At 65.2% G+C, this 19553-nt stretch carries 21 protein-coding genes; 15 read left to right on the forward strand and 6 right to left on the reverse strand.

The features are described 5' to 3' along the window. Positions 1-213 precede the first annotated feature (213 nt). From ettA to siaD, 5 genes are all read left to right on the forward strand, one after another. Entirely contained in the window at positions 214-1881 is a 1668-nt protein-coding gene (gene ettA / locus B3E91_RS08035) for an energy-dependent translational throttle protein EttA (protein ID WP_282344202.1), read from the forward strand. Positions 1882-2030: 149 nt separating this feature from the next. Further along, the gene (siaA, locus tag B3E91_RS08040) at positions 2031-4022 is read left to right on the forward strand and encodes a biofilm regulation protein phosphatase SiaA (protein WP_273230173.1); all 1992 of its coding nucleotides are present in this window, start codon (positions 2031-2033) and stop codon (positions 4020-4022) included. A gap of 28 nt (positions 4023-4050) precedes the next feature. Beyond that, entirely contained in the window at positions 4051-4593 is a 543-nt protein-coding gene (gene siaB, locus B3E91_RS08045) for a biofilm regulation protein kinase SiaB (protein WP_090226198.1), read from the forward strand. Between the two features lie 20 nt (positions 4594-4613). Then, entirely contained in the window at positions 4614-4991 is a 378-nt protein-coding gene (siaC, locus tag B3E91_RS08050; protein ID WP_273230176.1) for a biofilm regulation phosphoprotein SiaC, read from the forward strand. 14 nt (positions 4992-5005) lie between these two features. After that, positions 5006-5791: a biofilm regulation diguanylate cyclase SiaD gene (gene siaD, locus B3E91_RS08055; protein ID WP_287028993.1), complete on the forward strand. Its 786-nt coding sequence runs from the start codon at positions 5006-5008 to the stop codon at positions 5789-5791. On the opposite strand, the gene B3E91_RS08060 is transcribed toward siaD, so the two are convergent. The 4 genes from B3E91_RS08060 to B3E91_RS08075 form a co-directional block, all read right to left on the reverse strand. Next, complete coding sequence (locus B3E91_RS08060; protein ID WP_273230180.1) at positions 5792-6307, reverse strand: gluconokinase; 516 nt, start codon at positions 6305-6307, stop codon at positions 5792-5794. A 138-nt stretch (positions 6308-6445) separates the two neighbouring features. Then, on the reverse strand, positions 6446-6799 hold the full coding sequence (locus B3E91_RS08065; RefSeq protein ID WP_090227404.1) for a hypothetical protein: 354 nt from the start codon (positions 6797-6799) through the stop codon (positions 6446-6448). A 96-nt stretch (positions 6800-6895) separates the two neighbouring features. Beyond that, complete coding sequence (locus tag B3E91_RS08070) at positions 6896-8755, reverse strand: DUF4105 domain-containing protein (protein WP_287028994.1); 1860 nt, start codon at positions 8753-8755, stop codon at positions 6896-6898. Between the two features lie 61 nt (positions 8756-8816). Then, positions 8817-9308, reverse strand: coding sequence for a DUF3015 domain-containing protein (locus B3E91_RS08075; protein ID WP_090226208.1), 492 nt, complete (start codon positions 9306-9308; stop codon positions 8817-8819). Positions 9309-9587: 279 nt separating this feature from the next. Here B3E91_RS08075 and B3E91_RS08080 point away from each other — a divergent pair, with 279 nt between their 5' ends. The 5 genes from B3E91_RS08080 (at position 9588) to B3E91_RS08100 (ending at position 14201) form a co-directional block, all read left to right on the forward strand. After that, positions 9588-12008: a Lon protease family protein gene (locus B3E91_RS08080; protein ID WP_287028995.1), complete on the forward strand. Its 2421-nt coding sequence runs from the start codon at positions 9588-9590 to the stop codon at positions 12006-12008. A 181-nt stretch (positions 12009-12189) separates the two neighbouring features. After that, a complete protein-coding gene (locus B3E91_RS08085; protein ID WP_287028996.1) occupies positions 12190-12531 on the forward strand; it encodes a hypothetical protein in 342 nt (113 codons plus the stop codon). Positions 12532-12689: 158 nt separating this feature from the next. Further along, on the forward strand, positions 12690-13178 hold the full coding sequence (locus B3E91_RS08090; RefSeq protein ID WP_287028997.1) for a TIGR00645 family protein: 489 nt from the start codon (positions 12690-12692) through the stop codon (positions 13176-13178). Between the two features lie 45 nt (positions 13179-13223). After that, positions 13224-13532 carry a DUF6482 family protein gene (locus tag B3E91_RS08095; RefSeq protein ID WP_090226218.1) on the forward strand — a complete coding sequence of 103 codons (309 nt, stop codon included), beginning with the start codon at positions 13224-13226 and terminating at the stop codon, positions 13530-13532. Between the two features lie 51 nt (positions 13533-13583). After that, on the forward strand, positions 13584-14201 hold the full coding sequence (locus B3E91_RS08100; protein ID WP_287028998.1) for an FKBP-type peptidyl-prolyl cis-trans isomerase: 618 nt from the start codon (positions 13584-13586) through the stop codon (positions 14199-14201). 38 nt (positions 14202-14239) lie between these two features. Here the strand turns inward: B3E91_RS08100 and B3E91_RS08105 are convergent, their stop codons facing one another. Then, a complete protein-coding gene (locus B3E91_RS08105; protein ID WP_287028999.1) occupies positions 14240-14548 on the reverse strand; it encodes a hypothetical protein in 309 nt (102 codons plus the stop codon). 193 nt (positions 14549-14741) lie between these two features. Then, on the reverse strand, positions 14742-15710 hold the full coding sequence (locus tag B3E91_RS08110) for a polyprenyl synthetase family protein (protein WP_287029000.1): 969 nt from the start codon (positions 15708-15710) through the stop codon (positions 14742-14744). A gap of 241 nt (positions 15711-15951) precedes the next feature. Between B3E91_RS08110 and rplU the strand changes: the two genes are divergently transcribed. The 5 genes from rplU (at position 15952) to B3E91_RS08135 (ending at position 19501) form a co-directional block, all read left to right on the forward strand. Beyond that, positions 15952-16263 (forward strand): 50S ribosomal protein L21, encoded by a 312-nt coding sequence (gene rplU, locus B3E91_RS08115; protein WP_090226225.1) that lies wholly within the window; start codon positions 15952-15954, stop codon positions 16261-16263. Positions 16264-16286: 23 nt separating this feature from the next. Then, the gene (gene rpmA, locus B3E91_RS08120; RefSeq protein ID WP_090226226.1) at positions 16287-16544 is read left to right on the forward strand and encodes a 50S ribosomal protein L27; all 258 of its coding nucleotides are present in this window, start codon (positions 16287-16289) and stop codon (positions 16542-16544) included. Between the two features lie 97 nt (positions 16545-16641). Further along, positions 16642-17862: an Obg family GTPase CgtA gene (gene cgtA, locus B3E91_RS08125; protein ID WP_287029001.1), complete on the forward strand. Its 1221-nt coding sequence runs from the start codon at positions 16642-16644 to the stop codon at positions 17860-17862. A 62-nt stretch (positions 17863-17924) separates the two neighbouring features. Continuing rightward, complete coding sequence (proB, locus tag B3E91_RS08130) at positions 17925-19055, forward strand: glutamate 5-kinase (RefSeq protein WP_273230197.1); 1131 nt, start codon at positions 17925-17927, stop codon at positions 19053-19055. Continuing rightward, entirely contained in the window at positions 19052-19501 is a 450-nt protein-coding gene (locus tag B3E91_RS08135) for a CreA family protein (protein ID WP_286786151.1), read from the forward strand. Before proB ends, B3E91_RS08135 begins: the two co-directional genes overlap by 4 nt. The last annotated feature ends 52 nt before the right edge of the window (positions 19502-19553 follow it).

Consider the following 19553-nt stretch of genomic DNA (forward strand, 5'->3'; position numbering starts at 1 on the left):
ACGAGCGTGGTTTGCCCTCGCCCGCGTGTTCCGGTAGCTTTGCCGGCACGCGCGGGGGTGACGCTGGCGCCTGTTCGGCGGCTTTCATCGAAGGTCCGGCAAGGGCTTTATCGTTAGGTTAGGCCAGCCTGCAAAATGTTCCTCGGCGAAGCCTCCCTGCTTCGCCCCAGGGCTCCCGCCCTCATCGAATCCTCTTCCAGTCCAAGGTCCGTCATGGCTCAGTACGTTTACAGCATGCACCGGGTGAGCAAGGTCGTTCCCCCGAAGCGCGAAATCCTCAAGGACATCTCGCTGTCCTTCTTCCCCGGCGCCAAGATCGGCGTGCTTGGCCTCAACGGCGCGGGCAAGTCGACCCTGTTGCGGATCATGGCCGGCGTCGACACCGAGATCGACGGCGAGGCCCGCCCGATGCCCGGCATCAAGGTAGGTTATCTGCCGCAGGAGCCGCAGCTTGACCCGACGAAGACTGTTCGTGACATCGTCGAAGAGGCCGTGGGTGAGATCAAGAACGCCCAGGCGCGGCTGGACGAGGTCTACGCCGCCTATGCCGAGCCGGATGCCGACTTCGACGCGCTGGCCGCCGAGCAGGCCAAGCTGGAAGCCATCCTGCAGGCCTCCGACGGGCATAACCTGGAGCGCCAGCTGGAAGTCGCCGCCGACGCGCTGCGCCTGCCGCCGTGGGACGCCACCATCGAACACCTGTCGGGTGGCGAGAAGCGCCGCGTGGCGCTGTGCCGTCTGCTGCTGTCGGCGCCGGACATGCTCCTGCTCGACGAACCGACCAACCATCTGGATGCCGATTCGGTGGCCTGGCTGGAGCACTTCCTCCACGACTTCCCCGGCACCGTGGTGGCGATCACCCACGATCGTTACTTCCTCGACAACGTTGCCGGCTGGATCCTCGAGCTTGACCGCGGCCATGGCATCCCCTACGAAGGCAACTACTCCGGCTGGCTGGAATCGAAGTCCGCCCGCCTGGCCCAGGAAGCCAAGCAGGAGGCCTCCCACGCGAAAGCGATGAAGGCCGAACTGGAATGGGTGCGCCAGGGCGCCAAGGCGCGTCAGGCCAAGTCCAAGGCGCGCCTGCAGCGTTTCGAGGAAATGCAGTCGCAGGAATTCCAGAAGCGCAGCGAAACCAACGAAATCTACATCCCCGCTGGTCCGCGCCTGGGCGACAAGGTCATCGAGTTCCACGGCGTGACCAAGGGCTACGGCGATCGCGTGCTGATCGACAACCTGAGCTTCAGCGTGCCGAAGGGCGCGATCGTCGGCGTGATCGGCGGCAACGGCGCGGGCAAGTCGACCCTGTTCCGCATGATCACCGGCAAGGAGCAGCCCGACTCCGGCAGCATCGAGATCGGCGACACCGTGCAGATCGCCAGCGTCGATCAGAGCCGCGACATGCTCGAAGGCAACAAGACCGTCTGGGAACAGGTGTCCGACGGCTTCGACATGATCAAGGTCGGCAGCTACGAAGTGCCTTCGCGTGGCTACGTAGGTCGCTTCAACTTCAAGGGCGCCGACCAGCAGAAGTTCGTCAAGGACCTCTCCGGCGGTGAGCGCGGGCGGCTGCACATGGCCCTGACCCTCAAGCAGGGCGGCAACGTGCTGCTGCTCGACGAACCGTCCAACGACCTCGACATCGAGACCTTGCGCGCCCTCGAGGAAGCGCTGCTGGACTTCCCCGGCGCGGCCATCGTGATTTCCCACGATCGCTGGTTCCTCGACCGTATCGCCACGCACATCCTGGCCTACGAAGACGACTCCAACGTGACCTTCTTCGAAGGCAACTACACCGAGTACGAGGCCGATCGCAAGAAACGCCTCGGCGACGCGGCCGCCCAGCCGCATCGGGTGAAGTACAAGAAGCTGGCGCAGTAGCCGCGAGCCACGACGGAGCCGAAAGGCTCCGTCTTCGTTTGCACCAGCGTTTTCCGCTGGTGGCGGTTGCTGCCTATACGGGATAATCGCCCGCGCGCATCCCATCGACCTGCATGCGCGGATCGGCCACGGCACTGAATGGAGTTCACATGGCGGCACTTGGCTTGCGCGGAAAATCGTTGCTGGCGTTACTGCTGACCTGCCTGTTGGCCCTGGGAATGGCCGGATTGGTCGGCTGGCAGGCCCTCAAGGGCGTGCAGAATCGCTACGGCGAGGCCTATGGGCGCAACGTCGCCCAGCTCAACCGGGAGAAGATCGCCGCCCCGGTATCGCGGGAACTGGCGCTGGCGATGCGCCTGGCCGATTCGGAAATCACCCGCCAGTGGCTGCTCGACGAAAACGATGCCGCGAAACGCGCGCTGTTCTTCCGCGAAGCCGCGGGATACCAGAAGGTGTTCGCCGAGGGCACCTATTTCGTGGTTGGCGCCGAACACCTGGGCTACTACTTCAACGACAGCAGCAAGCCCTTCAGCGACCAGCCGCGCTACCTGCTCAACAACGGCGACGCCAAGGACGACTGGTTCTTCCGCAGCCTCAACGACCCGGCGCCGTACAAGCTCAACGTGGACCGCAACCTGGAGTCCCGCGACCTCAAGGTGTGGTTCAACATCCCGGTCAGCGACGGCGACCGGCGCATCGGTGTACTCGGTTCGGGTATCAGCCTGTCCTCGTTCCTCGACGACTTCGTCACCGCCAACACCGCTGGCGTGCTGTCCATGGTGCTGGACGGGCAGGCGTCGATCCTCGTGCACCCGGATGAGAGCCTGGTCGCCGAGAACGCCGACGGGGCGACCGGCCGCTCGGTGGCCACCAGCATCTATGGCCAGCTCGACAACGTCGACGATTCCGCTGCGGTGCGCGGCGCGCTGGCCGACGCGAAGAGCAAACCGGGCAGCGTCGAAACCCTCTGGGTGAGCATGGACGGCCGCACCCAGCTGCTGGCGCTGGCCTGGATTCCGGAGCTGGACTGGTACGTGGCCAGCGCCATCGACCTGGGCGTGGCGCAGGTCATCGAGCTGGATTCGCTGGTGCCGGCCCTGATCGCCTTCGTCATCATCATGCTGCTGCTGATCGGTGGCGTCGCCTGGCTGGTGGAGAAGCGCGTGCTCAAGCCGCTGCGCCTGCTGCGCCACAGCGCTCAGGCGATGGCCGCGGGACAGTACGACGCGCCGCTGCCGGTCGATCGCGATGACGAGATCGGCGAGCTGAGCGCGGCCTTCGGCGTGATGGCGCAAAAGGTCCGCAGCCACACCAGCGAGCTGGAAAGCCGCGTGCGCGAGCGTACCCGGGCGCTGGAACAGGCCAACCGCGAGATGGCCGCCGCGCACAAGAAGATCGACGACTCCATCGACTACGCGAGTCTGATCCAGCACGCGATCCTGCCCAAGCGGCAGTTGGTCACCGCGCTCGGCGAGCGTCACGCCGTGCTCTGGCGTCCGCGTGACGTGGTCGGTGGCGATTTCTACGTCTACCGCGCTGGCGATGGCGGTTGTCTCTTCGGCGTGGTCGACTGCGCCGGACATGGCGTTCCCGGCGCGCTGATGACCATGCTCGCGCACGCCGCCATCGACCAGGCAATCGCCGATGTCGGCCTGGCCGATCCTGCCGTGGTGCTGGCCCGCACCGACCGCATCGTGCGCAGCATGCTGCGTGACGATGTCGAGCAGCCGGCTCTGGCGACCAACATGGACGTCGGCCTCGCCTACGTGGATTTCCAGACCCGCGAGGTGACCTTCTCCGGCGCCAAGATCGCCCTTTACTACAGTGACGGCGAGACGCTGGAGGAGCTGCCGGCGGCGCGCCGCGCGATCGGCGACAAGCGCGTCGGCGAATACACCAATGCGCGGATCGCCTTGCAGAGCGGGCGCACCTTCTACCTGACCACCGATGGTTTTCTCGATCAGGCCGGTGGTGAGTTAGGCTATGGCTTCGGCAACAGCCGCTTTGCCGAGATGATTCGCCGCCATGCGCGTCTTCCTTTGGCCGAACAGGGCGCCGCTTTCAGTGCGACCCTGGCCGAGTACCAGGGCGACTACCCCCAGCGTGACGACATTACGATGCTGTGTTTCCGTTTCGATTGAGAGCGTTGTCCAACCCGGAGCTTGCCAAATGGAATCCCTTGACCTTTTTGCCATGCGCGAGAGCTACAACCGCCAGCAGATAATGCTCTGCTTCAACGGTCCCATCTCGCGCAGCCTGATCGAGGAAATCGGTAATGCTTTGCGCAATTACCTGACCGCCGATCACGCGCACCCGTCCTCCGCGATGGACGTGTTCGCGGTGTACATCGAGATGACGCAGAACATCCGTCATTACACCAAGGTGAAGAACTGGTCCGATCAGGAGGCCGGTGCCACCGTGGTGGTGGCGCGCAATGACGCGGGCCGCTACGTGGTGTCCGCGGGCAACCTGATCGAATCGTCCGACGGCGAGAGCCTGATGAGCGCAGTAAAGGTGTTGGCCGAGATGGACAAGAGCCAGCTCAAGGCGATGTACAAGGAACAGTTGCGCCGTCCGCGCGACGAGAACGTGGTATCCGGTGCCGGCCTCGGGCTGATCGACATTGCCCGAAAATCCAGCGAACCCCTGCAGGCCAGCCTGCGGGATGTCGCCGGTGGCCGTGCTTTCATCAGCTTGAGCGCCGTTATCTGACATTAAGAGCACTCCGCCAAATGACTAATTTTTCCATCCCGGGCAGCCAGTCTTCCCCTTCCATCCAGTCCGACTGGGACAAGGGCATCCTGTCCATGCAGGGCGACTCCTACCCGGAGAATTCCTACGAACTGTTCCGCCAGGTGTTCGAGTGGATCGAGCGCTTCCTCGCCGAAGCCGACCGCCCGCTGACCCTGGAGCTGCGCCTGCTGTACCTCAACACCAGCAGCATCAAGGCGATGATGGACATCTTCGACCTGCTCGAGGCGGCGCATGGCGAGGGCAAGCAGGTCGCGGTGAACTGGCATTACGACCGGCGCAACGAGCGCGTGGTCGAGCTTGCCGAAGAGTTCAAGGAAGACTGCAGTTTCCCCTTCGCGATCCTCAGTCACGACTAAGCAGGGTTCATCCTATGCGTGGACAAAGCGCGCTCGAGGAAATGATCGAAAAGTTGCTCGCCGACCCGCAGCACAAGGACCACGCGTTGCGCGATGCCCTGAACCTGCTGTGGGAGTCGCACAACGATCTGCTGGTGCGCATCGAGCGCATCACCCGGGTTTCGGACGGCTACCAGAGCATCGCCCGCGAGCGCGAGCTGAGCCTTTCCGCGCGCTTCGACAAGCAGTTGCGCCAACTGGAGAAGGTTGCGCGCATTTCCGATCGCTACCAGCAGATGATGCGCGACCTGAACATCGCGCTGAAGGAAGCCTCCACCCACGACGCATTGACCGGTATCGGCAACCGCCGGCTGCTGATGGAGCGCCTGCGCGACGAAGCCGATCGCGCCAAGCGCTATGAACGCCCGCTCAGCGTGGTGATGCTCGACATCGACCGCTTCAAGGCGATCAACGACGACTTCGGCCACGAGATCGGCGACCGCGTGCTGATCGAGATCGCCCGCGTCATGGAAGCCGAAGTGCGCGAACAGGACCTCTGCGGCCGCTGGGGCGGCGAGGAGTTCCTGATCCTGATGCCGGAGACCGACGTCGCCACCGCCGCGCAGGTGATGGAACGAGTGCGCGCCAGTATCGGCACCCTGGCGGTGCGGGTGAACAACGACCTGCTGTCGGTGACGGTGAGCGTCGGTGTCGCCGCGCTGCATGCCGACGAGAACTACTCCAGCACCATCAACCGCGCCGACGTCGCCCTGCTTTCCGCCAAGCGCAGCGGGCGCAATCGCGTCGAGGTTGACGCCTAGTCAGGCCTGGGCGTCGCCTTCCGTGTCGCGGTTGAGCCGCTGCAGGATGTCCGCGACGATCTGCTCGGGCGACGCGTCGATGTCCACCAGCAGCGCCTCGCCTTCCTGCGGTTTCTCCAGCGTCTGCAACTGACTGCGCAGCAGGCGCGGATCGAAGAAATGCCCGCCGCGACCGGCCAGCCGCTTGGCCAGCAACGCCTCCGAACCGTCGAGGAACACCCAGCGCACCGCGGGATCGTCGCCGCCGAGCGCATCGCGGTAGGCGTGCTTGAGCGCGGAACAGGCGAACACCCAGTCGCGCGCCTGGCCTTTCTTCTCATCGATCGCCGCCCGCAGGCTGGCCAGCCACGGACGGCGGTCCTCCTCGTCCAGCGGTACGCCGCGGGCCATCTTCGCCTTGTTGGCCTCGCTGTGGAATTCGTCGGCATCGGAAAACCCGCAGCGCAGGCGCGCCGCCAACTGCGCTCCGATGGTGGTCTTGCCGCTGCCGGAAACGCCCATGACGATCACGATCATGTGCCGTTCGCCCGGCGCGCGCGGGTGGAGGAGGTGTAAGGCGTGACGGCGATGGCGTGGTTCATGGCGAGTCCCGGAAACGGCGAATGCCGACATGCTGCCAGATTTACAGCGGGTCGGCGGTCCGTCGGTCCTGTCTCAGTTGTGGCTCAGCGCCTTGGCCATGGCCTGGCTCTCGTGCTGGCGCCACGCACGATCGCGGTCGCTGCCGATGCGCTCGAGCGCATCCTGGCGGTCCTCGCTGATCCGCTGCGCCTGGCATTGGTTGAAACCGTCGGACCAGCCGGTGGCGTAGGTGGCATCGGCGAGGAAGCGCGGCACGTCCTTGCGGAATTCGCCGCTGATCGCCCCGGCCGCCTGTCGGCCGCTGCCGCAACCGTCCTGGAAGCCATCGGCGAAGGCCGGTGGATAGCCGGCGGCGAGCAACTGTTCATGGGTGGTTTGGCAGCCCGCCAGGAGCAGCAGGGCGAGGAGTAGAGCGTGACGCACGATGGCCTCCGGCACCGTCGAAGAAGGGCGACGGGCAGAGGCATTGTCGGCGCGCGGGGGTGAGGAATTCGTCAAGAACGCGTGAGGCGTTCGTCATGGTCAGTAGTGGTACCAGCGCAGCTCCAGCATCAGTTCGTTGCGTGGTTGGTCGAAGTGGCTGAAGTCGCGCTGCGCGGTGAGGCGCAGGCCGAGGTTGCGCGACAGCTCCCACTGCTGGTTGAGCGACAGCGCACGGCGGACCTCGCCGTTGTGGAAGTAGTCGCCGCGCGCCTCCAGGCTCAGGTTGCCCAGCGCGTTGCGCCACAGCAAGCCGGTATCGAAGCCCAGTGCGGGGGCGATGAAGCCGGCGAAGTCCGGGTTGTTCTCCAGTCGTGTGGTCGCCAGGGCGAAGCCAAGCAGGTCGTCGCCCAGCACCCAACTGCCGCCGGCACCGCCGTTCAGCTGGCGCACCAGGGTCTGCTTGCCGTCGCGTCCGGCGACCCGCTCCAGACCGGTGGAGACCTGCCAGGAGAGCGGCTGCAGCAGGCGATTGCGCGGTGTCAGCGAGCGAATGCTGGCCAGGTCCAGGCGCTGCAGTTGCCAGTGCTCGTCCTCGTACTGGCGCACGCGCAGGTCGAGGATTTCGATCTGCGCGCCGATCGGGAAGCCGGCGCCGTTGTCGTTCAGGTCGTGATAGGCCATGCGCAGGCCGTACTCGGCGAAGGCCTCGCCATCGCGGCTGCCGGCGCCGAGCTGCCAGGTGCGCGATTCGTGCCCGGTTTCCGGAAGCCCCGGCCGTTCGACCGTCAGCGCCGGCGGTGGCATGCGGTTGATCGCCCTCAGCAGGGCGTAACTGCGCGCGGCGCCCACGCTGTCGCGCTCCTCGCCGGTGGCGCGGTAGCGGACCAGGCGAAACGCGGCGTCCTGGATCAGCGCCCGGCGCTCGACGGGCAAGGCGGTGAACTGCGGATCGTCGAGGCGTTTTTCGTCCTCGGCCAGGCGCAGCGCCCATTCCTGTTCCTCATTCGACAGCGGTTCGGCGCGCGCCAGCAGTTCCTTTTCCCGCGAGGGGCGGTAGTCGATGCGCTCGACCAGGCCGGCCTCCTTGACCGCGCGCACGGTGTCGGTGGGGATCGCGGTGAGCGGGAACTGATTGGTCAGTTGCAGCCCGGGGCGTGCCACCTGCAGCAGTTCGAGCAGGCGGTAGGAGCAGTTCTCGTCGAAGAAGTAGTAGTCGAAGCGGATCTGGTTGAGCTCCCAGACGTGCTCGATCATCCGCGCGGTCTCCTGCGGCGTCAGGTTCAGCCGGTACTCCCAGAGGTCGCGGTTTTCCAGGCGGTTGTACTCGCTGAGCTTCTCCCGGTAGGGGACCAGGGAGAACAGGCCCGGATAGCCGCCGGCGAGGCCTTTCCAGGCGTAGAGGATGCTGTTGTCCATCCCCTCGATCATCGCGCCGAAGTTGAGCGCGTAGCTGAGCAGCGGGCTGCCCTGGTCATCGACGCCTTCGGGATCGATGCGTAGCAGCGTGTGGCCGAACATCGACGACGGGCTGTTCAGGTAGGCGGCCGGGAACACCAGCACCGCGCTATGCGGCGCGACGTCGGCGTACCAGGTGCGGAACTCCTCGCAGCTCGGCTGCGGCAGGTCGGTCAGTTGCAGTTTCTCCCGCAGCCAGCGGGTGCGCGCCGGGTAGCGGCACTGGGCGTGCCGGTCGCCGCTGGCGGTGGGCTGGTAGAGCGCATCCAGCGTGGCGCGCAGCTCGGCCCGGGGGTCGTGCTCGCCCTGGGAGGAGAGGAAGAACTTTTCGTCGTCGACGTAGCTGCGCCAGCCGCCGAGCGTTTTGCGTTCGTAATGACCGAGGGCCAGCCAGTAGTCGTCCGATGCCAGTTCGGCCAGGCGTTCGGGGGCTATCCGGGGGGCGGCGAGGGCGAAGGGTGCGCAGGCGCACAGCAGCAGGCTCGACAGCAGGGCTTTACGCATCCGACTTCCTGTCTGGAAAGAGGCGCCCGCCCGAAGGGGCGGGCGGGGCAAGCATCAGGCGTCAGGCCTGTTCGACCACGTACTTGGACAGGCGCGGGTCGTTCTTCATGACTTCCAGTGTGGCCGCGTGGACATCCGCCGCGGTGGCATTGGCGTTGCTGAAGATCTGGTTGAAGTGCTCGTGGGTGACGCTGGAGAAGTAGGCGCGATCCTCCGGCTTGATGCCGAGCACGACGGCGTAGCTGGTCAGCGCCTCGCCTTCGCCCTTGGCCATGTCCTCGGAGACTTCGTCGAGCATGCCGCTCAGGGCGATCAGCGACTTGCCGCCGTAGGTCAGCTTGCCGTCGGTGGAGCAGCCGTTGGTGCCGGAGGTCATGCCGAAGGTGGCGTTGCCGGAGGTGCCGTTGGTGATCGAGGCGACGATGTGCGAAGGCGTGCCGCGCTGGCCTTCGAAGAGCATGTTGCCCCAGCCGCAATTCGGGCCGCCGGGCGCTTCGGCCAGGGCGTTGAAGGAAACCGCAGCGAGCAGACTACCGAGCAGAATTTTATTCATGATTATTTCTCTACCGTATCGGAAGGATGGAACCGGGTTGAGCTGCACGACGATCGCTACGACGGGAAGGCGATCACCCTCGGGCAACACGGCGCAACCGTCGGAAATCCGACGGAGGCGCACGCTTTTGAGGTTAGCCGAGCGCTGCGGTTCCGTGCGACGGCAACTATCCGGTGGATGACGCGCGCCGGCTGGGCGGGCGCTTGCCAGTGTCGTCCGCCCAGCGCCAGAATGCGGGCGTCATTCCCCGCGGCGCGCGCCGCTCGAAAAGGATTCCCGATGCCCCAGCCCTTCGCTGCCGTGCTGCGTCTCGCGCCCGATGCGCTAACCCGTCCGTTCGCTCCCGATCAGTTCAACTTCACCACTACCGATGACCTGGAGCCGTTCCGCGGCGTGCTCGGGCAGGAACGTGCCGTCGAGGCACTGCAGTTCGGCGTCGCCATGCCGCGTGCCGGCTACAACGTGTTCGTCATGGGTGAGCCCGGCACCGGTCGCTTCTCCTTCGTCCAGCGCTACCTGAAGGCCGAGGCCAAGCGCCTGGAAACACCGGCCGACTGGGTGTACGTCAACCATTTCGACGAGCCGCGCGAGCCGCGTGTGCTGCAGCTGCCACCGGGCAGTGCGGACGCCTTCATCGGCGACCTCGACCACCTGATCGACAACCTGCTGGCGACCTTTCCCGCGGTCTTCGAGCACCCCGCCTACCAGCAGAAGAAGAGCGCCATCGACCGCGCCTTCAACCAGCGTTACGACCGCGCCCTGGACGTCATCGAGCGGCTGTCGCTGGAGAAGGACATCGCCCTCTACCGCGACAACACCAACATCGCCTTCACCCCGATGAAGGACGGCAAGGCACTGGACGAAGCCGAGTTCGCCCAGTTGCCGGAAGCCGAGCGCGAGCGCTATCACCAGGACATCTCCGAGCTGGAGGAGCGCCTCAACGAGGAGCTCGCCAGCCTGCCGCAATGGAAACGCGAGTCGAGCAACCAGCTGCGCCAGCTCAACGAAGAGACCATTACCCTGGCGCTGCAGCCGGTGCTTGCGCCGCTGTCGGAGAAGTACGCCGAGAACGCCGGTGTCTGCGCCTATCTGCAGGCGATGCAGGTCGACCTGCTGAAAACCGTGGTCGATCAGCTGATCGACGACAACCGCACCGACGCGCAGCGCCGCCAGGGCCTGGAAGACCAGTACAGCCCCAGCCTGGTGGTGGCGCACCACGCCAACGGCGGCGCCCCGGTGGTGTTCGAGCCGCATCCGACCTATGACAACCTGTTCGGCCGCATCGAGTACGGCACCGATCAGGGCGCGCTCTACACCAGCTACCGCCAGTTGCGCCCGGGCGCGCTGCACCGCGCCAACGGCGGCTTCCTGGTGCTGGAAGCGGAGAAGATGCTCAGCGAGCCCTTCGTCTGGGAGGCGCTCAAGCGCGCCATGCATTCGCGCCAGCTGAAGATGGAATCGCCGCTGGCCGAGCTTGGCCGGCTGGCCACGGTGACCCTGGCGCCGCAGGTGATCCCGCTGCAGCTCAAGGTGATCATCATCGGTTCGCGCCAGCTCTACTACACGCTGCAGGACGTCGATCCGGACTTCCAGGAGATGTTCCGCGTGCTGGTCGACTTCGACGAGGACATCATGCTTGCCGACGAGAGCCTCGAGCAGTTCGCCCAGTTGCTCAAGACGCGCACCTCGGAAGAAGGTCTCGCGCCGCTGACCGCCGCCGCCGTCGCGCGCCTGGCGACCTACAGCGCGCGCCTCGCCGAGCACCAGGGCCGGCTCTCGGCGAAGATCGGCGACCTGTTCCAGCTGGTCAGCGAGGCCGACTTCATCCGTCAACTGGCCGGTGAGGCGACCACCGACGCCGGCCACATCGAGCGCGCGCTGCGTGCCAAGGCGACGCGCACCGGGCGGGTCTCGGCGCGGATTCTCGACGACATGCTCGCCGGGATCATCCTCATCGACACCGAAGGCGCGGCCATCGGCAAGTGCAACGGGCTCACGGTGCTGGAGGTCGGCGATTCGGCATTCGGCGTGCCGGCGCGGATCTCCGCTACGGTCTACCCGGGCGGCAGCGGCATCGTCGACATCGAGCGCGAGGTCAACCTCGGCCAGCCGATCCACTCCAAGGGCGTGATGATCCTCACCGGCTACCTGGGCAGCCGCTACGCCCAGGAATTTCCCCTGGAAATCTCCGCGAGCATCGCCCTGGAACAATCCTACGGCTATGTCGACGGCGACAGCGCTTCGCTCGGCGAGGTCTGCACACTGATATCCGCGCTCTCGCGGACTCCGCTCAAGCAGTGCTTCGCCATCACCGGGTCGATCAACCAGTTCGGCGAGGTGCAGGCGGTCGGCGGGGTCAACGAGAAGATCGAGGGCTTCTTCCGCCTCTGCGAAGCGCGCGGGCTGACCGGCGAACAGGGCGCGATCATCCCCTACGCCAACATCGCCACCCTGATGCTCGACGAGCGCGTGCTGCAGGCCGTGCGCTCCGGCCAGTTCAACGTCTACGCGGTGCGCCACGTGGACGAGGCGCTGAGCCTGTTGCTCGGCGAGCCGGCCGGCGCACCGGACGAGCGCGGGCGCTTCCCGGCGGGCAGCGTCAACGCGCGCGTGGTCCAGCGGCTGCGGGAAATCGCCGAGATGGGCATGGAAGACGACAGCAAGGACGCCGCGGAGAAGGACAAACCGACGCAAGGCTGATCGACGTTCGGCTGTCTTGGGAATGCTCGGCGCAATTGCTGGTCACAGGGATGAAGCGGCGACGGAGCTGTCCGTCGCCGTTTCATCAGGGCCGCGCGGATAATCCGGCGGGCCGCTTCTGCGCCATGTATTCACCGTTCGCGGTGTATGGCAGACCAAGGACCCAGCGAGGAACGCCGCCATGTCGCGCACCCTCTGCCTCACCCGCGAATGTCTTGGGATGACGACCCGCATCGAGTGCGTGATCCGTCCCCTCAACGGCGACAACGGGCTTTGGACGCTTCTCTGCGCCGCCGGCGTGTCCGGTGCACAACCTTCCGCCATCAAGGTACAGGGGCCGTTCCACGGTCCCTTCGTCGCCGAGGGCGTGCTCGATGCCATCGCCGAATGCCTGGCGGTTCAGGGCTACGCCGTCTGCGAGGAACCGCAGATCTGGCGCCTGCACATGCAGGGCGAGCTGCGCAAGCTCGCCCGGCCGCGCCAGTCTCAGGCGGGGAGCTACGCGGTCCAGCCTGAAAACTGATCTTCTTCCGAGCTCTTCGGGCGGAGCCGTTTCCGCTCCGCCGATTTTGTTCGTCCCGATAACCGCTCCCGGCGAGAGGCGAGGCGACGCTCCGCACGCCTTGCCGCTGGCGCTTCGCTGGGTATACTCGCGGCATTTTTCGCGGAGCTGAGAACACCATGGAACGCTTTTTCGAGAATGCCATGTACGCCACGCGCTGGCTGCTGGCGCCCATCTATTTCGGCCTGTCGTTCGCCCTGCTGGCGCTGTGCCTGAAGTTCTTCCAGGAGGTCTATCACATCCTCCCGAACGTCTTCGAGAAGGCCGAATCCGATCTGATCCTGGTGCTGCTCTCACTGATCGATATGGCGCTGGTCGGTGGCCTGATCGTGATGGTGATGATCTCCGGCTACGAGAACTTCGTCTCGCAGCTGGACATCGACGAGGACAAGGAAAAGCTCGACTGGCTGGGCAAGATGGACTCCAGCTCGCTGAAAATGAAGGTGGCGGCTTCGATCGTGGCGATTTCCTCGATCCACCTGCTGCGTGTCTTCATGGACGCGCAGAAGATCGAAAACGACAAGCTGCTCTGGTACGTGGTGATCCACATGACCTTCGTCCTGTCCGCCTTCGCCATGGGTTACCTGGACCGACTGACCAAACACTGATTTCTCCGGTCTCATAGCTATCGTCCCACCTGCCAGGAGACCGTGATGACCCTCGCTCAACTGCAGCAACTGGCCTTGGCCGGTGACATCCATGAGCTGAACCTGCTCTCGCTCGAGGGCGGTTTCTACGTCCTGCAGGCACTCACCGCCGACGGCAATGCGCGTCTCGAGGACGATCAGGGGCGCGTGTCGCACCTGCGCTCGCTGGACCACGCGCGCTTCGTGCTGCGCGAGGTGCCCGAACTGCCGCTGTATCTGGTGCAGTTCTCCGCCTACGACGAAATGGTCGGCATGGCTCCGCGCAGCGAGTCGCCGCTCAAGGTGAAAGTCAGCGCCCGCGCCCTCGACGGCTGAGCGCGCGTGGCGGGTGTGGTAGTCTGCTGGCCTTTTTTACGGAGACAGCAGATGAGCACAGTGGACCTGAACAGCGACGAAACCCGCGTCAGTTACGGCATCGGCCGCCAGCTCGGCGACCAGCTGCGTGACAACCCGCCGCCCGGCGTGAGCATCGACGCGGTGCTCGCCGGTCTGACCGACGCCTTCGCCGGCCAGCCGAGCCGTGTCGACCAGGCTGCCATGGCCGCCAGCTTCAAGGTGATTCGCGAGCGCATGCAGGCCGAGGCCCAGGCGAGGGCCGATGCCGCCGCTGGCGAAGGTCGTGCCTATCTTGTGAAGAACGCCAAGCGCGAAGGCGTGATTACGCTGCCTTCCGGGCTGCAGTACGAAGTGCTGACAGCGGGCGAGGGTGCCAAGCCGACGCGTGAAGACAGCGTTCGCACCCACTACCACGGCACCCTGATCGACGGCAGCGTGTTCGACAGCTCCTACGCCCGTGGCGAGCCGGCCGAGTTTCCGGTGGGTGGCGTGATCGCCGGCTGGACCGAGGCGCTGCAACTGATGGGCACCGGCAGCAAATGGCGCCTGCACGTGCCGAGCGAGCTGGCCTACGGCGGCCAGGCGGCGGGCAGCATTCCGCCGCACAGTGTGCTGGTGTTCGACGTCGAGCTGCTCGACATCCTCTGAGTCGAATCCGCCGATGACCGTCCGCCGACGGTCATCGCTCAGGCAGGCAGGCGGCTCAGCAGAGCACCTTCGGATTCCCTGCATTGGCGCTTGCCGCAACTGGCGCAGTTCAGTTCGCTATTGGGGCGCAATGCTCGCGCGTAGCAGAACAGGAACAGGTTGCGCACCAGCTCCTTGACGATCATGGGTTCGCAGGAATTCAGGCCGGCCAGATCGAGGTCGCCCTGATCCCGCAGCTCGTCGAGCGCCTCCTCCTCCAGTACCGCACAGACTTCCCCGGTTTCCCAATGCAGGATGCGCAGGTAGGGGTGCGGGCGTTCCAGCCAGGCATCGATCAGATAGGTCATGGGTTCATCTCCGGTGAGTGGTTAGAGATGAGAATAATTCCTATTACAGGAATAGCAAGCGCCTATTTCACAATCCGCCGTCCGTGCGCGCCAAACCCTTTGCAGGCGCGCGCTTTCGGGCGTGCGCCCGGATGTCACGCCCGGAAATACCGGGCGCGAGTGCCAGTTGGCGCGGTGTGATGAGCGGCTGGATTCAGTGCGTGCGGGCGACGGCGAAGCGGGTCAGTTCGACCAGTGCATCGCGATAGACGCTGGCGGGCAGCGCTTCCAGGCAGGCGATGGCGCGATCCGCGTGTTCGCGGGCGAGGCGGGCGGTGTAGTCGAGGGCGCCGGAGGCTTCGACGGCTTCACGGATGCTGTCGAGGTCTTCGATGCCGCCTTTCTGGATCGCATGGCGCACCAGGGCGGCCTGCTCGGCGGTGCCTTCGCGCAGGGTGTAGATCAGTGGCAGTGTCGGCTTGCCTTCGGCGAGGTCGTCGCCGACGTTCTTGCCGAGGGTTTCGGCGTCGCCCTTGTAGTCGAGCAGGTCGTCGACCAACTGGAAGGCGATTCCCAGATGATCGCCAAACGTCTGCAGGGCCTCGCTCTGCTCGGGGCTCGCTTCGGCCAGGGCGGCGGCACTGTGGGTCGAGGCCTCGAAGAGCATCGCGGTCTTGCCGCGGATGACTTCCATGTAGGTCTCTTCGGTGGTGCTGGCGTCGCGAATCTTCGAGAGCTGCAGCACTTCGCCTTCGGCGATCACGCGGGTCGCCTGGGAGATGATGCGCATGACCTGCATCGAGCCCAGCTCCACCATCATTTCGAAGGAGCGTGCATAAAGAAAGTCGCCGACCAGCACGCTGGGCGCATTGCCCCACATGGCGTTGGCGGTCGAGCGGCCGCGGCGCATGCCGGACATGTCGACGACGTCATCGTGCAACAGGGTCGAGGTGTGCAGGAATTCGATGGTGGCTGCCAGCAGGCGCAGCGAGTCGCCTTCCAGGCCGAGGGCCTTGCCGGACAGCAGCACCAGCAGGGGGCGCATGCGTTTGCCGCCCGCGGAGATGATGTAATCGCCGATCTTTTCCACCAGGGGGACGCGGGAGCTGAGCTGTTTACGGATGATTCCGTCGACAGCGGTAAAATCGTCCGCCACCACGTTATAGAAGGCCTGGGGGTGCATTGGCGAGTCGTACTCCTATGGATTGCGCGGCATGCTAGGGGCCGGGTCCGGCACTGTCAAGGCGAGGCCGGGCGGTGCTTGCGCGTACAACCTGGCTTGCGTACAATCGCGCACCCCGAACTTCCCTGGGCATTTCCCTGCCTTACGCAATTGCCTGGTGTCTATCCGGCCCCAGGCAGCCATGCCAGCCGCCAACTCTTCCTACAAAGCGCTGGGTGAGCAGGATCAACGGAGATATTCCATGTACGCTGTAATCGTTACCGGTGGCAAGCAATACAAAGTCGCCGAAGGTGAATTCCTCAAGGTCGAGAAGCTGGAGATCGCCACTGGCGAATCCGTGACTTTCGATCGCGTTCTGCTGGTCGGCAATGGTGACGACGTCACCATCGGTGCGCCGGTAGTCGACGGTGCCAAGGTCGTCGCTGAAGTGGTCTCCCAAGGCCGTCACGATAAGATCCGCATCATCAAGTTCCGTCGTCGTAAGCACCACATGAAACGTCAGGGCCACCGTCAGTGGTTCACCGAAATCAAGATCACTGGCATTCAGGCCTGATCCCTTTTAGGAGGCTATGACTCATGGCACACAAAAAAGCTGGCGGTTCTACCCGCAACGGTCGCGACTCAGAAAGCAAACGCCTTGGCGTTAAGCTGTTCGGCGGCCAGGTCATCAAGGCCGGTAACATCATCGTGCGTCAGCGCGGTACCCAGTTCCACGCCGGTTATGGCGTTGGCATGGGCAAGGATCACACCCTGTTCGCGAAAGTGGCTGGCGTGGTCAAGTTCGAAGTGAAGGGCGAGTTCGGCCGTCGCTACGTGAGCGTCGTCGCGGCCTGATCGCGGCGTTGCTGAAGAAGCCCTGTCTTGCGACGGGGCTTTTTCGTTTCTGTATCCTATCGTTTTTTTCAGCCCGCCCGAGGGCGGGAGGCGTTCCATGAAATTCGTCGATGAAGTATCGATCGTTGTAAAAGCAGGTGACGGCGGCAATGGCTTGATGAGCTTTCGTCGCGAAAAATTCATCGAGAAGGGTGGCCCCAACGGCGGCGACGGTGGCGATGGAGGCTCCATCTATATGGAAGCCGACGAGAATCTCAACACCCTGGTCGACTACCGCTACACCCGTCGTTTCGACGCGCAGCGTGGCGAGAACGGCGGCAGCAAGGACTGCACCGGTCACAAGGGTGACGATCTGGTGCTGCCGGTCCCGGTGGGCACCACGGTCATCGATGCCAATACCCAGGAAATCATCGGCGACCTGACCAAGCCCGGTCAGCGGCTGCTGGTGGCGCAGGGTGGCTGGCATGGTCTGGGCAACACCCGCTTCAAGTCGAGCACCAACCGGGCGCCGCGGCAGACTTCGCCGGGCAAGCCGGGCGAGATGCGCGATCTCAAGCTGGAGCTGAAGGTGCTTGCCGATGTTGGCCTGCTCGGTCTGCCGAATGCCGGCAAGAGCACCTTCATCCGCTCGGTGTCGGCGGCCAAGCCGAAGGTGGCGGATTACCCCTTCACCACGCTGGTGCCGAACCTGGGCGTGGTCAGCGTCGGTCGCTACAAGAGCTTCGTCATCGCCGACATCCCCGGCCTGATCGAGGGCGCCGCCGAGGGTGCCGGTCTGGGTATCCGCTTCCTCAAGCACCTGGCGCGCACGCGTCTGCTGCTGCATCTGGTGGACATGGCGCCGCTGGACGAGAGCGATCCGGCCGAGGCTGCTGCGGTTATCATCCACGAGCTGGAGAAATTCAGCCCGTCGCTGGCCGAGCGCGACCGTTGGCTGGTGCTGAACAAGGCCGACCAGATCCTCGAGGAGGAGCGTGAGGCGCGGGTCAAGGCGGTGGTCGAGCGGCTCGACTGGAAAGGCCCGGTGTATGTGATCTCCGCGCTGGAGCGCGAAGGAACCGAGGCGCTCAGCCAGGACATCATGCGTTACCTCGACGAGCGCACCGTGCGCCTGGCCGAAGAGCCCGAATACGCCGAGGCGCTGGCCGAGCTCGATCAGCGCATCGAGGACGAGGCGCGCGCCCGTCTGCAGGCGCTGGACGACCAGCGCGCCCTGCGCCGTGCCGGGCTGAAGAGTGTCGGCACCGTCGAGGACGAAGACGACTTCGACGATGACGAGGATGACGGCGACGGGCCGGAAATCTTCTACGTGCGCTGAGATTTCTCGGGAGCGGGATGGCCGGTCCTTCCCGCTGTTTGCATCTGGACTGGGATGGAATCATGCGGGACAAGGTGACCGGCGCGCAGCGCTGGGTGGTGAAGATCGGCAGCGCGCTGCTGACCGCCGACGGGCGTGGACTGGATCGCGCGGCCATGGCGGTGTGGGTCGAGCAGATGGTCGCGCTGCGGGCGGCGGGCGTGGAGCTGGTGCTGGTGTCGTCCGGCGCGGTGGCGGCGGGCATGAGTCGTCTCGGCTGGACGGCTCGTCCCAAGGCGATGAACGAGCTGCAGGCGGCGGCCGCCGTCGGGCAGATGAGCCTGATCCGCGCCTGGGAATCGAGCTTCGCCGAGCACGAGCGGCAGACCGCGCAGATCCTGCTGACGCATGACGATCTGTCCGACCGCAAGCGTTACCTGAACGCGCGCAGCACCCTGCGCACTCTGGTCGACGTCGACGTGATCCCGGTGATCAACGAGAACGACACGGTGGTCACCGACGAAATCCGTTTTGGCGACAACGACACGCTGGCGGCGCTGGTCGCCAACCTGGTCGAGGCCGATCTACTGGTGATCCTCACCGACCGCGACGGCATGTTCGATGCCGATCCCCGTCTGAATCCCGATGCCGTACTGATTTCCGAAGCCCGTGCCGACGATCCGGCGCTGGATGCCGTCGCGGGCGGCACCGGCGGCGCCTTGGGGCGTGGCGGCATGCAGACCAAGCTGCGCGCGGCGCGTCTGGCGGCGCGTTCGGGTGCCTACACCGTCATCGTCGGCGGGCGCATCGAGCAGGTACTGGCGCGCCTCAAGGCGGGGGAGCTGCTCGGTACGCTGCTGGCGCCCGAGCGTGATCCGCTGGCGGCGCGCAAGCAGTGGCTGGCCGGCCAGCTGCAGACGCGTGGCACGCTGGTGCTGGACGCCGGTGCGGTCAAGGCACTGCGCCAGGATCACAAGAGCCTGCTTTCGGTGGGTGTGAAGGCGATCCAGGGTAGCTTTCGCCGGGGCGAGATGGTCGTCTGCGTCGATCTCGAAGGGCGCGAAGTGGCTCGTGGCCTGGTCAACTACAGCGCGATCGAGGCGCAGAAGATCCTCGGTCGCTCGTCCGACGCCATCGAGTCGCTGCTCGGTTACGTGAATGAGCCCGAGCTGGTGCATCGCGACAACCTGATTCTGCTCAGGAGTGCCGAATGAAGCGCCTGTGGCTTGCTGTGTTTTTGGCGGTTCCCGCCCTGGCGGCGGCCGAGCAGATCGGCGAAGTCGCTACCGTCTTCAAGTGGGTTGGCCCCAACGACAAGATCGTCGTCGAGGCTTTCGACGATCCGAAGGTTGAGGGCGTGACCTGCTATCTGTCGCGGGCCAAGACCGGCGGTGTGAAAGGTGGGCTGGGCCTGGCCGAGGATCGTGCGGAGGCGTCCATTGCCTGTCGTCAGGTCGGCGCCATCCGCTTCAAGGGCGAGCTCAAGGATGGCGAGGAGGTGTTCAAGGAGCGCACCTCGCTGGTGTTCAAGAGCATGCAGGTGGTGCGTTTCTTCGACGAGAAGCGCAACACGCTGGTCTACCTGGTTTACAGCGACCGCATCATCGAAGGCAGTCCGCAGAATGCGGTGACCGCCATTCCGATTCTTCCCTGGAAGTGAGTCGATCGGTCTCGGCGTTGGCTCGCCGGGTGCGAGCTGCCCAGGTCTCGAC

The organism is Pseudomonas sp. UBA6310 (assembly GCF_002438225.1).
GTDB classification, from domain to species: Bacteria; Pseudomonadota; Gammaproteobacteria; order Pseudomonadales; family Pseudomonadaceae; genus Pseudomonas_O; species Pseudomonas_O kuykendallii.

Bases quoted from the DNA above. Each gene is read 5' to 3' on its own strand.
- ettA (WP_282344202.1), top strand. From the start codon at position 214: ATGGCTCAGTACGTTTACAGCATGCACCGGGTGAGCAAGGTCGTTCCC.
- siaA (WP_273230173.1), top strand. From the start codon at position 2,031: ATGGCGGCACTTGGCTTGCGCGGAAAATCGTTGCTGGCGTTACTGCTG.
- siaB (WP_090226198.1), top strand. From the start codon at position 4,051: ATGGAATCCCTTGACCTTTTTGCCATGCGCGAGAGCTACAACCGCCAG.
- siaC (WP_273230176.1), top strand. From the start codon at position 4,614: ATGACTAATTTTTCCATCCCGGGCAGCCAGTCTTCCCCTTCCATCCAG.
- siaD (WP_287028993.1), top strand. From the start codon at position 5,006: ATGCGTGGACAAAGCGCGCTCGAGGAAATGATCGAAAAGTTGCTCGCC.
- B3E91_RS08060 (WP_273230180.1), bottom strand. From the start codon at position 6,307: ATGATCGTGATCGTCATGGGCGTTTCCGGCAGCGGCAAGACCACCATC.
- B3E91_RS08070 (WP_287028994.1), bottom strand. From the start codon at position 8,755: ATGCGTAAAGCCCTGCTGTCGAGCCTGCTGCTGTGCGCCTGCGCACCC.
- B3E91_RS08075 (WP_090226208.1), bottom strand. From the start codon at position 9,308: ATGAATAAAATTCTGCTCGGTAGTCTGCTCGCTGCGGTTTCCTTCAAC.
- B3E91_RS08080 (WP_287028995.1), top strand. From the start codon at position 9,588: ATGCCCCAGCCCTTCGCTGCCGTGCTGCGTCTCGCGCCCGATGCGCTA.
- B3E91_RS08085 (WP_287028996.1), top strand. From the start codon at position 12,190: ATGTCGCGCACCCTCTGCCTCACCCGCGAATGTCTTGGGATGACGACC.
- B3E91_RS08090 (WP_287028997.1), top strand. From the start codon at position 12,690: ATGGAACGCTTTTTCGAGAATGCCATGTACGCCACGCGCTGGCTGCTG.
- B3E91_RS08095 (WP_090226218.1), top strand. From the start codon at position 13,224: ATGACCCTCGCTCAACTGCAGCAACTGGCCTTGGCCGGTGACATCCAT.
- B3E91_RS08100 (WP_287028998.1), top strand. From the start codon at position 13,584: ATGAGCACAGTGGACCTGAACAGCGACGAAACCCGCGTCAGTTACGGC.
- B3E91_RS08105 (WP_287028999.1), bottom strand. From the start codon at position 14,548: ATGACCTATCTGATCGATGCCTGGCTGGAACGCCCGCACCCCTACCTG.
- B3E91_RS08110 (WP_287029000.1), bottom strand. From the start codon at position 15,710: ATGCACCCCCAGGCCTTCTATAACGTGGTGGCGGACGATTTTACCGCT.
- rplU (WP_090226225.1), top strand. From the start codon at position 15,952: ATGTACGCTGTAATCGTTACCGGTGGCAAGCAATACAAAGTCGCCGAA.
- rpmA (WP_090226226.1), top strand. From the start codon at position 16,287: ATGGCACACAAAAAAGCTGGCGGTTCTACCCGCAACGGTCGCGACTCA.
- cgtA (WP_287029001.1), top strand. From the start codon at position 16,642: ATGAAATTCGTCGATGAAGTATCGATCGTTGTAAAAGCAGGTGACGGC.
- proB (WP_273230197.1), top strand. From the start codon at position 17,925: ATGCGGGACAAGGTGACCGGCGCGCAGCGCTGGGTGGTGAAGATCGGC.
- B3E91_RS08135 (WP_286786151.1), top strand. From the start codon at position 19,052: ATGAAGCGCCTGTGGCTTGCTGTGTTTTTGGCGGTTCCCGCCCTGGCG.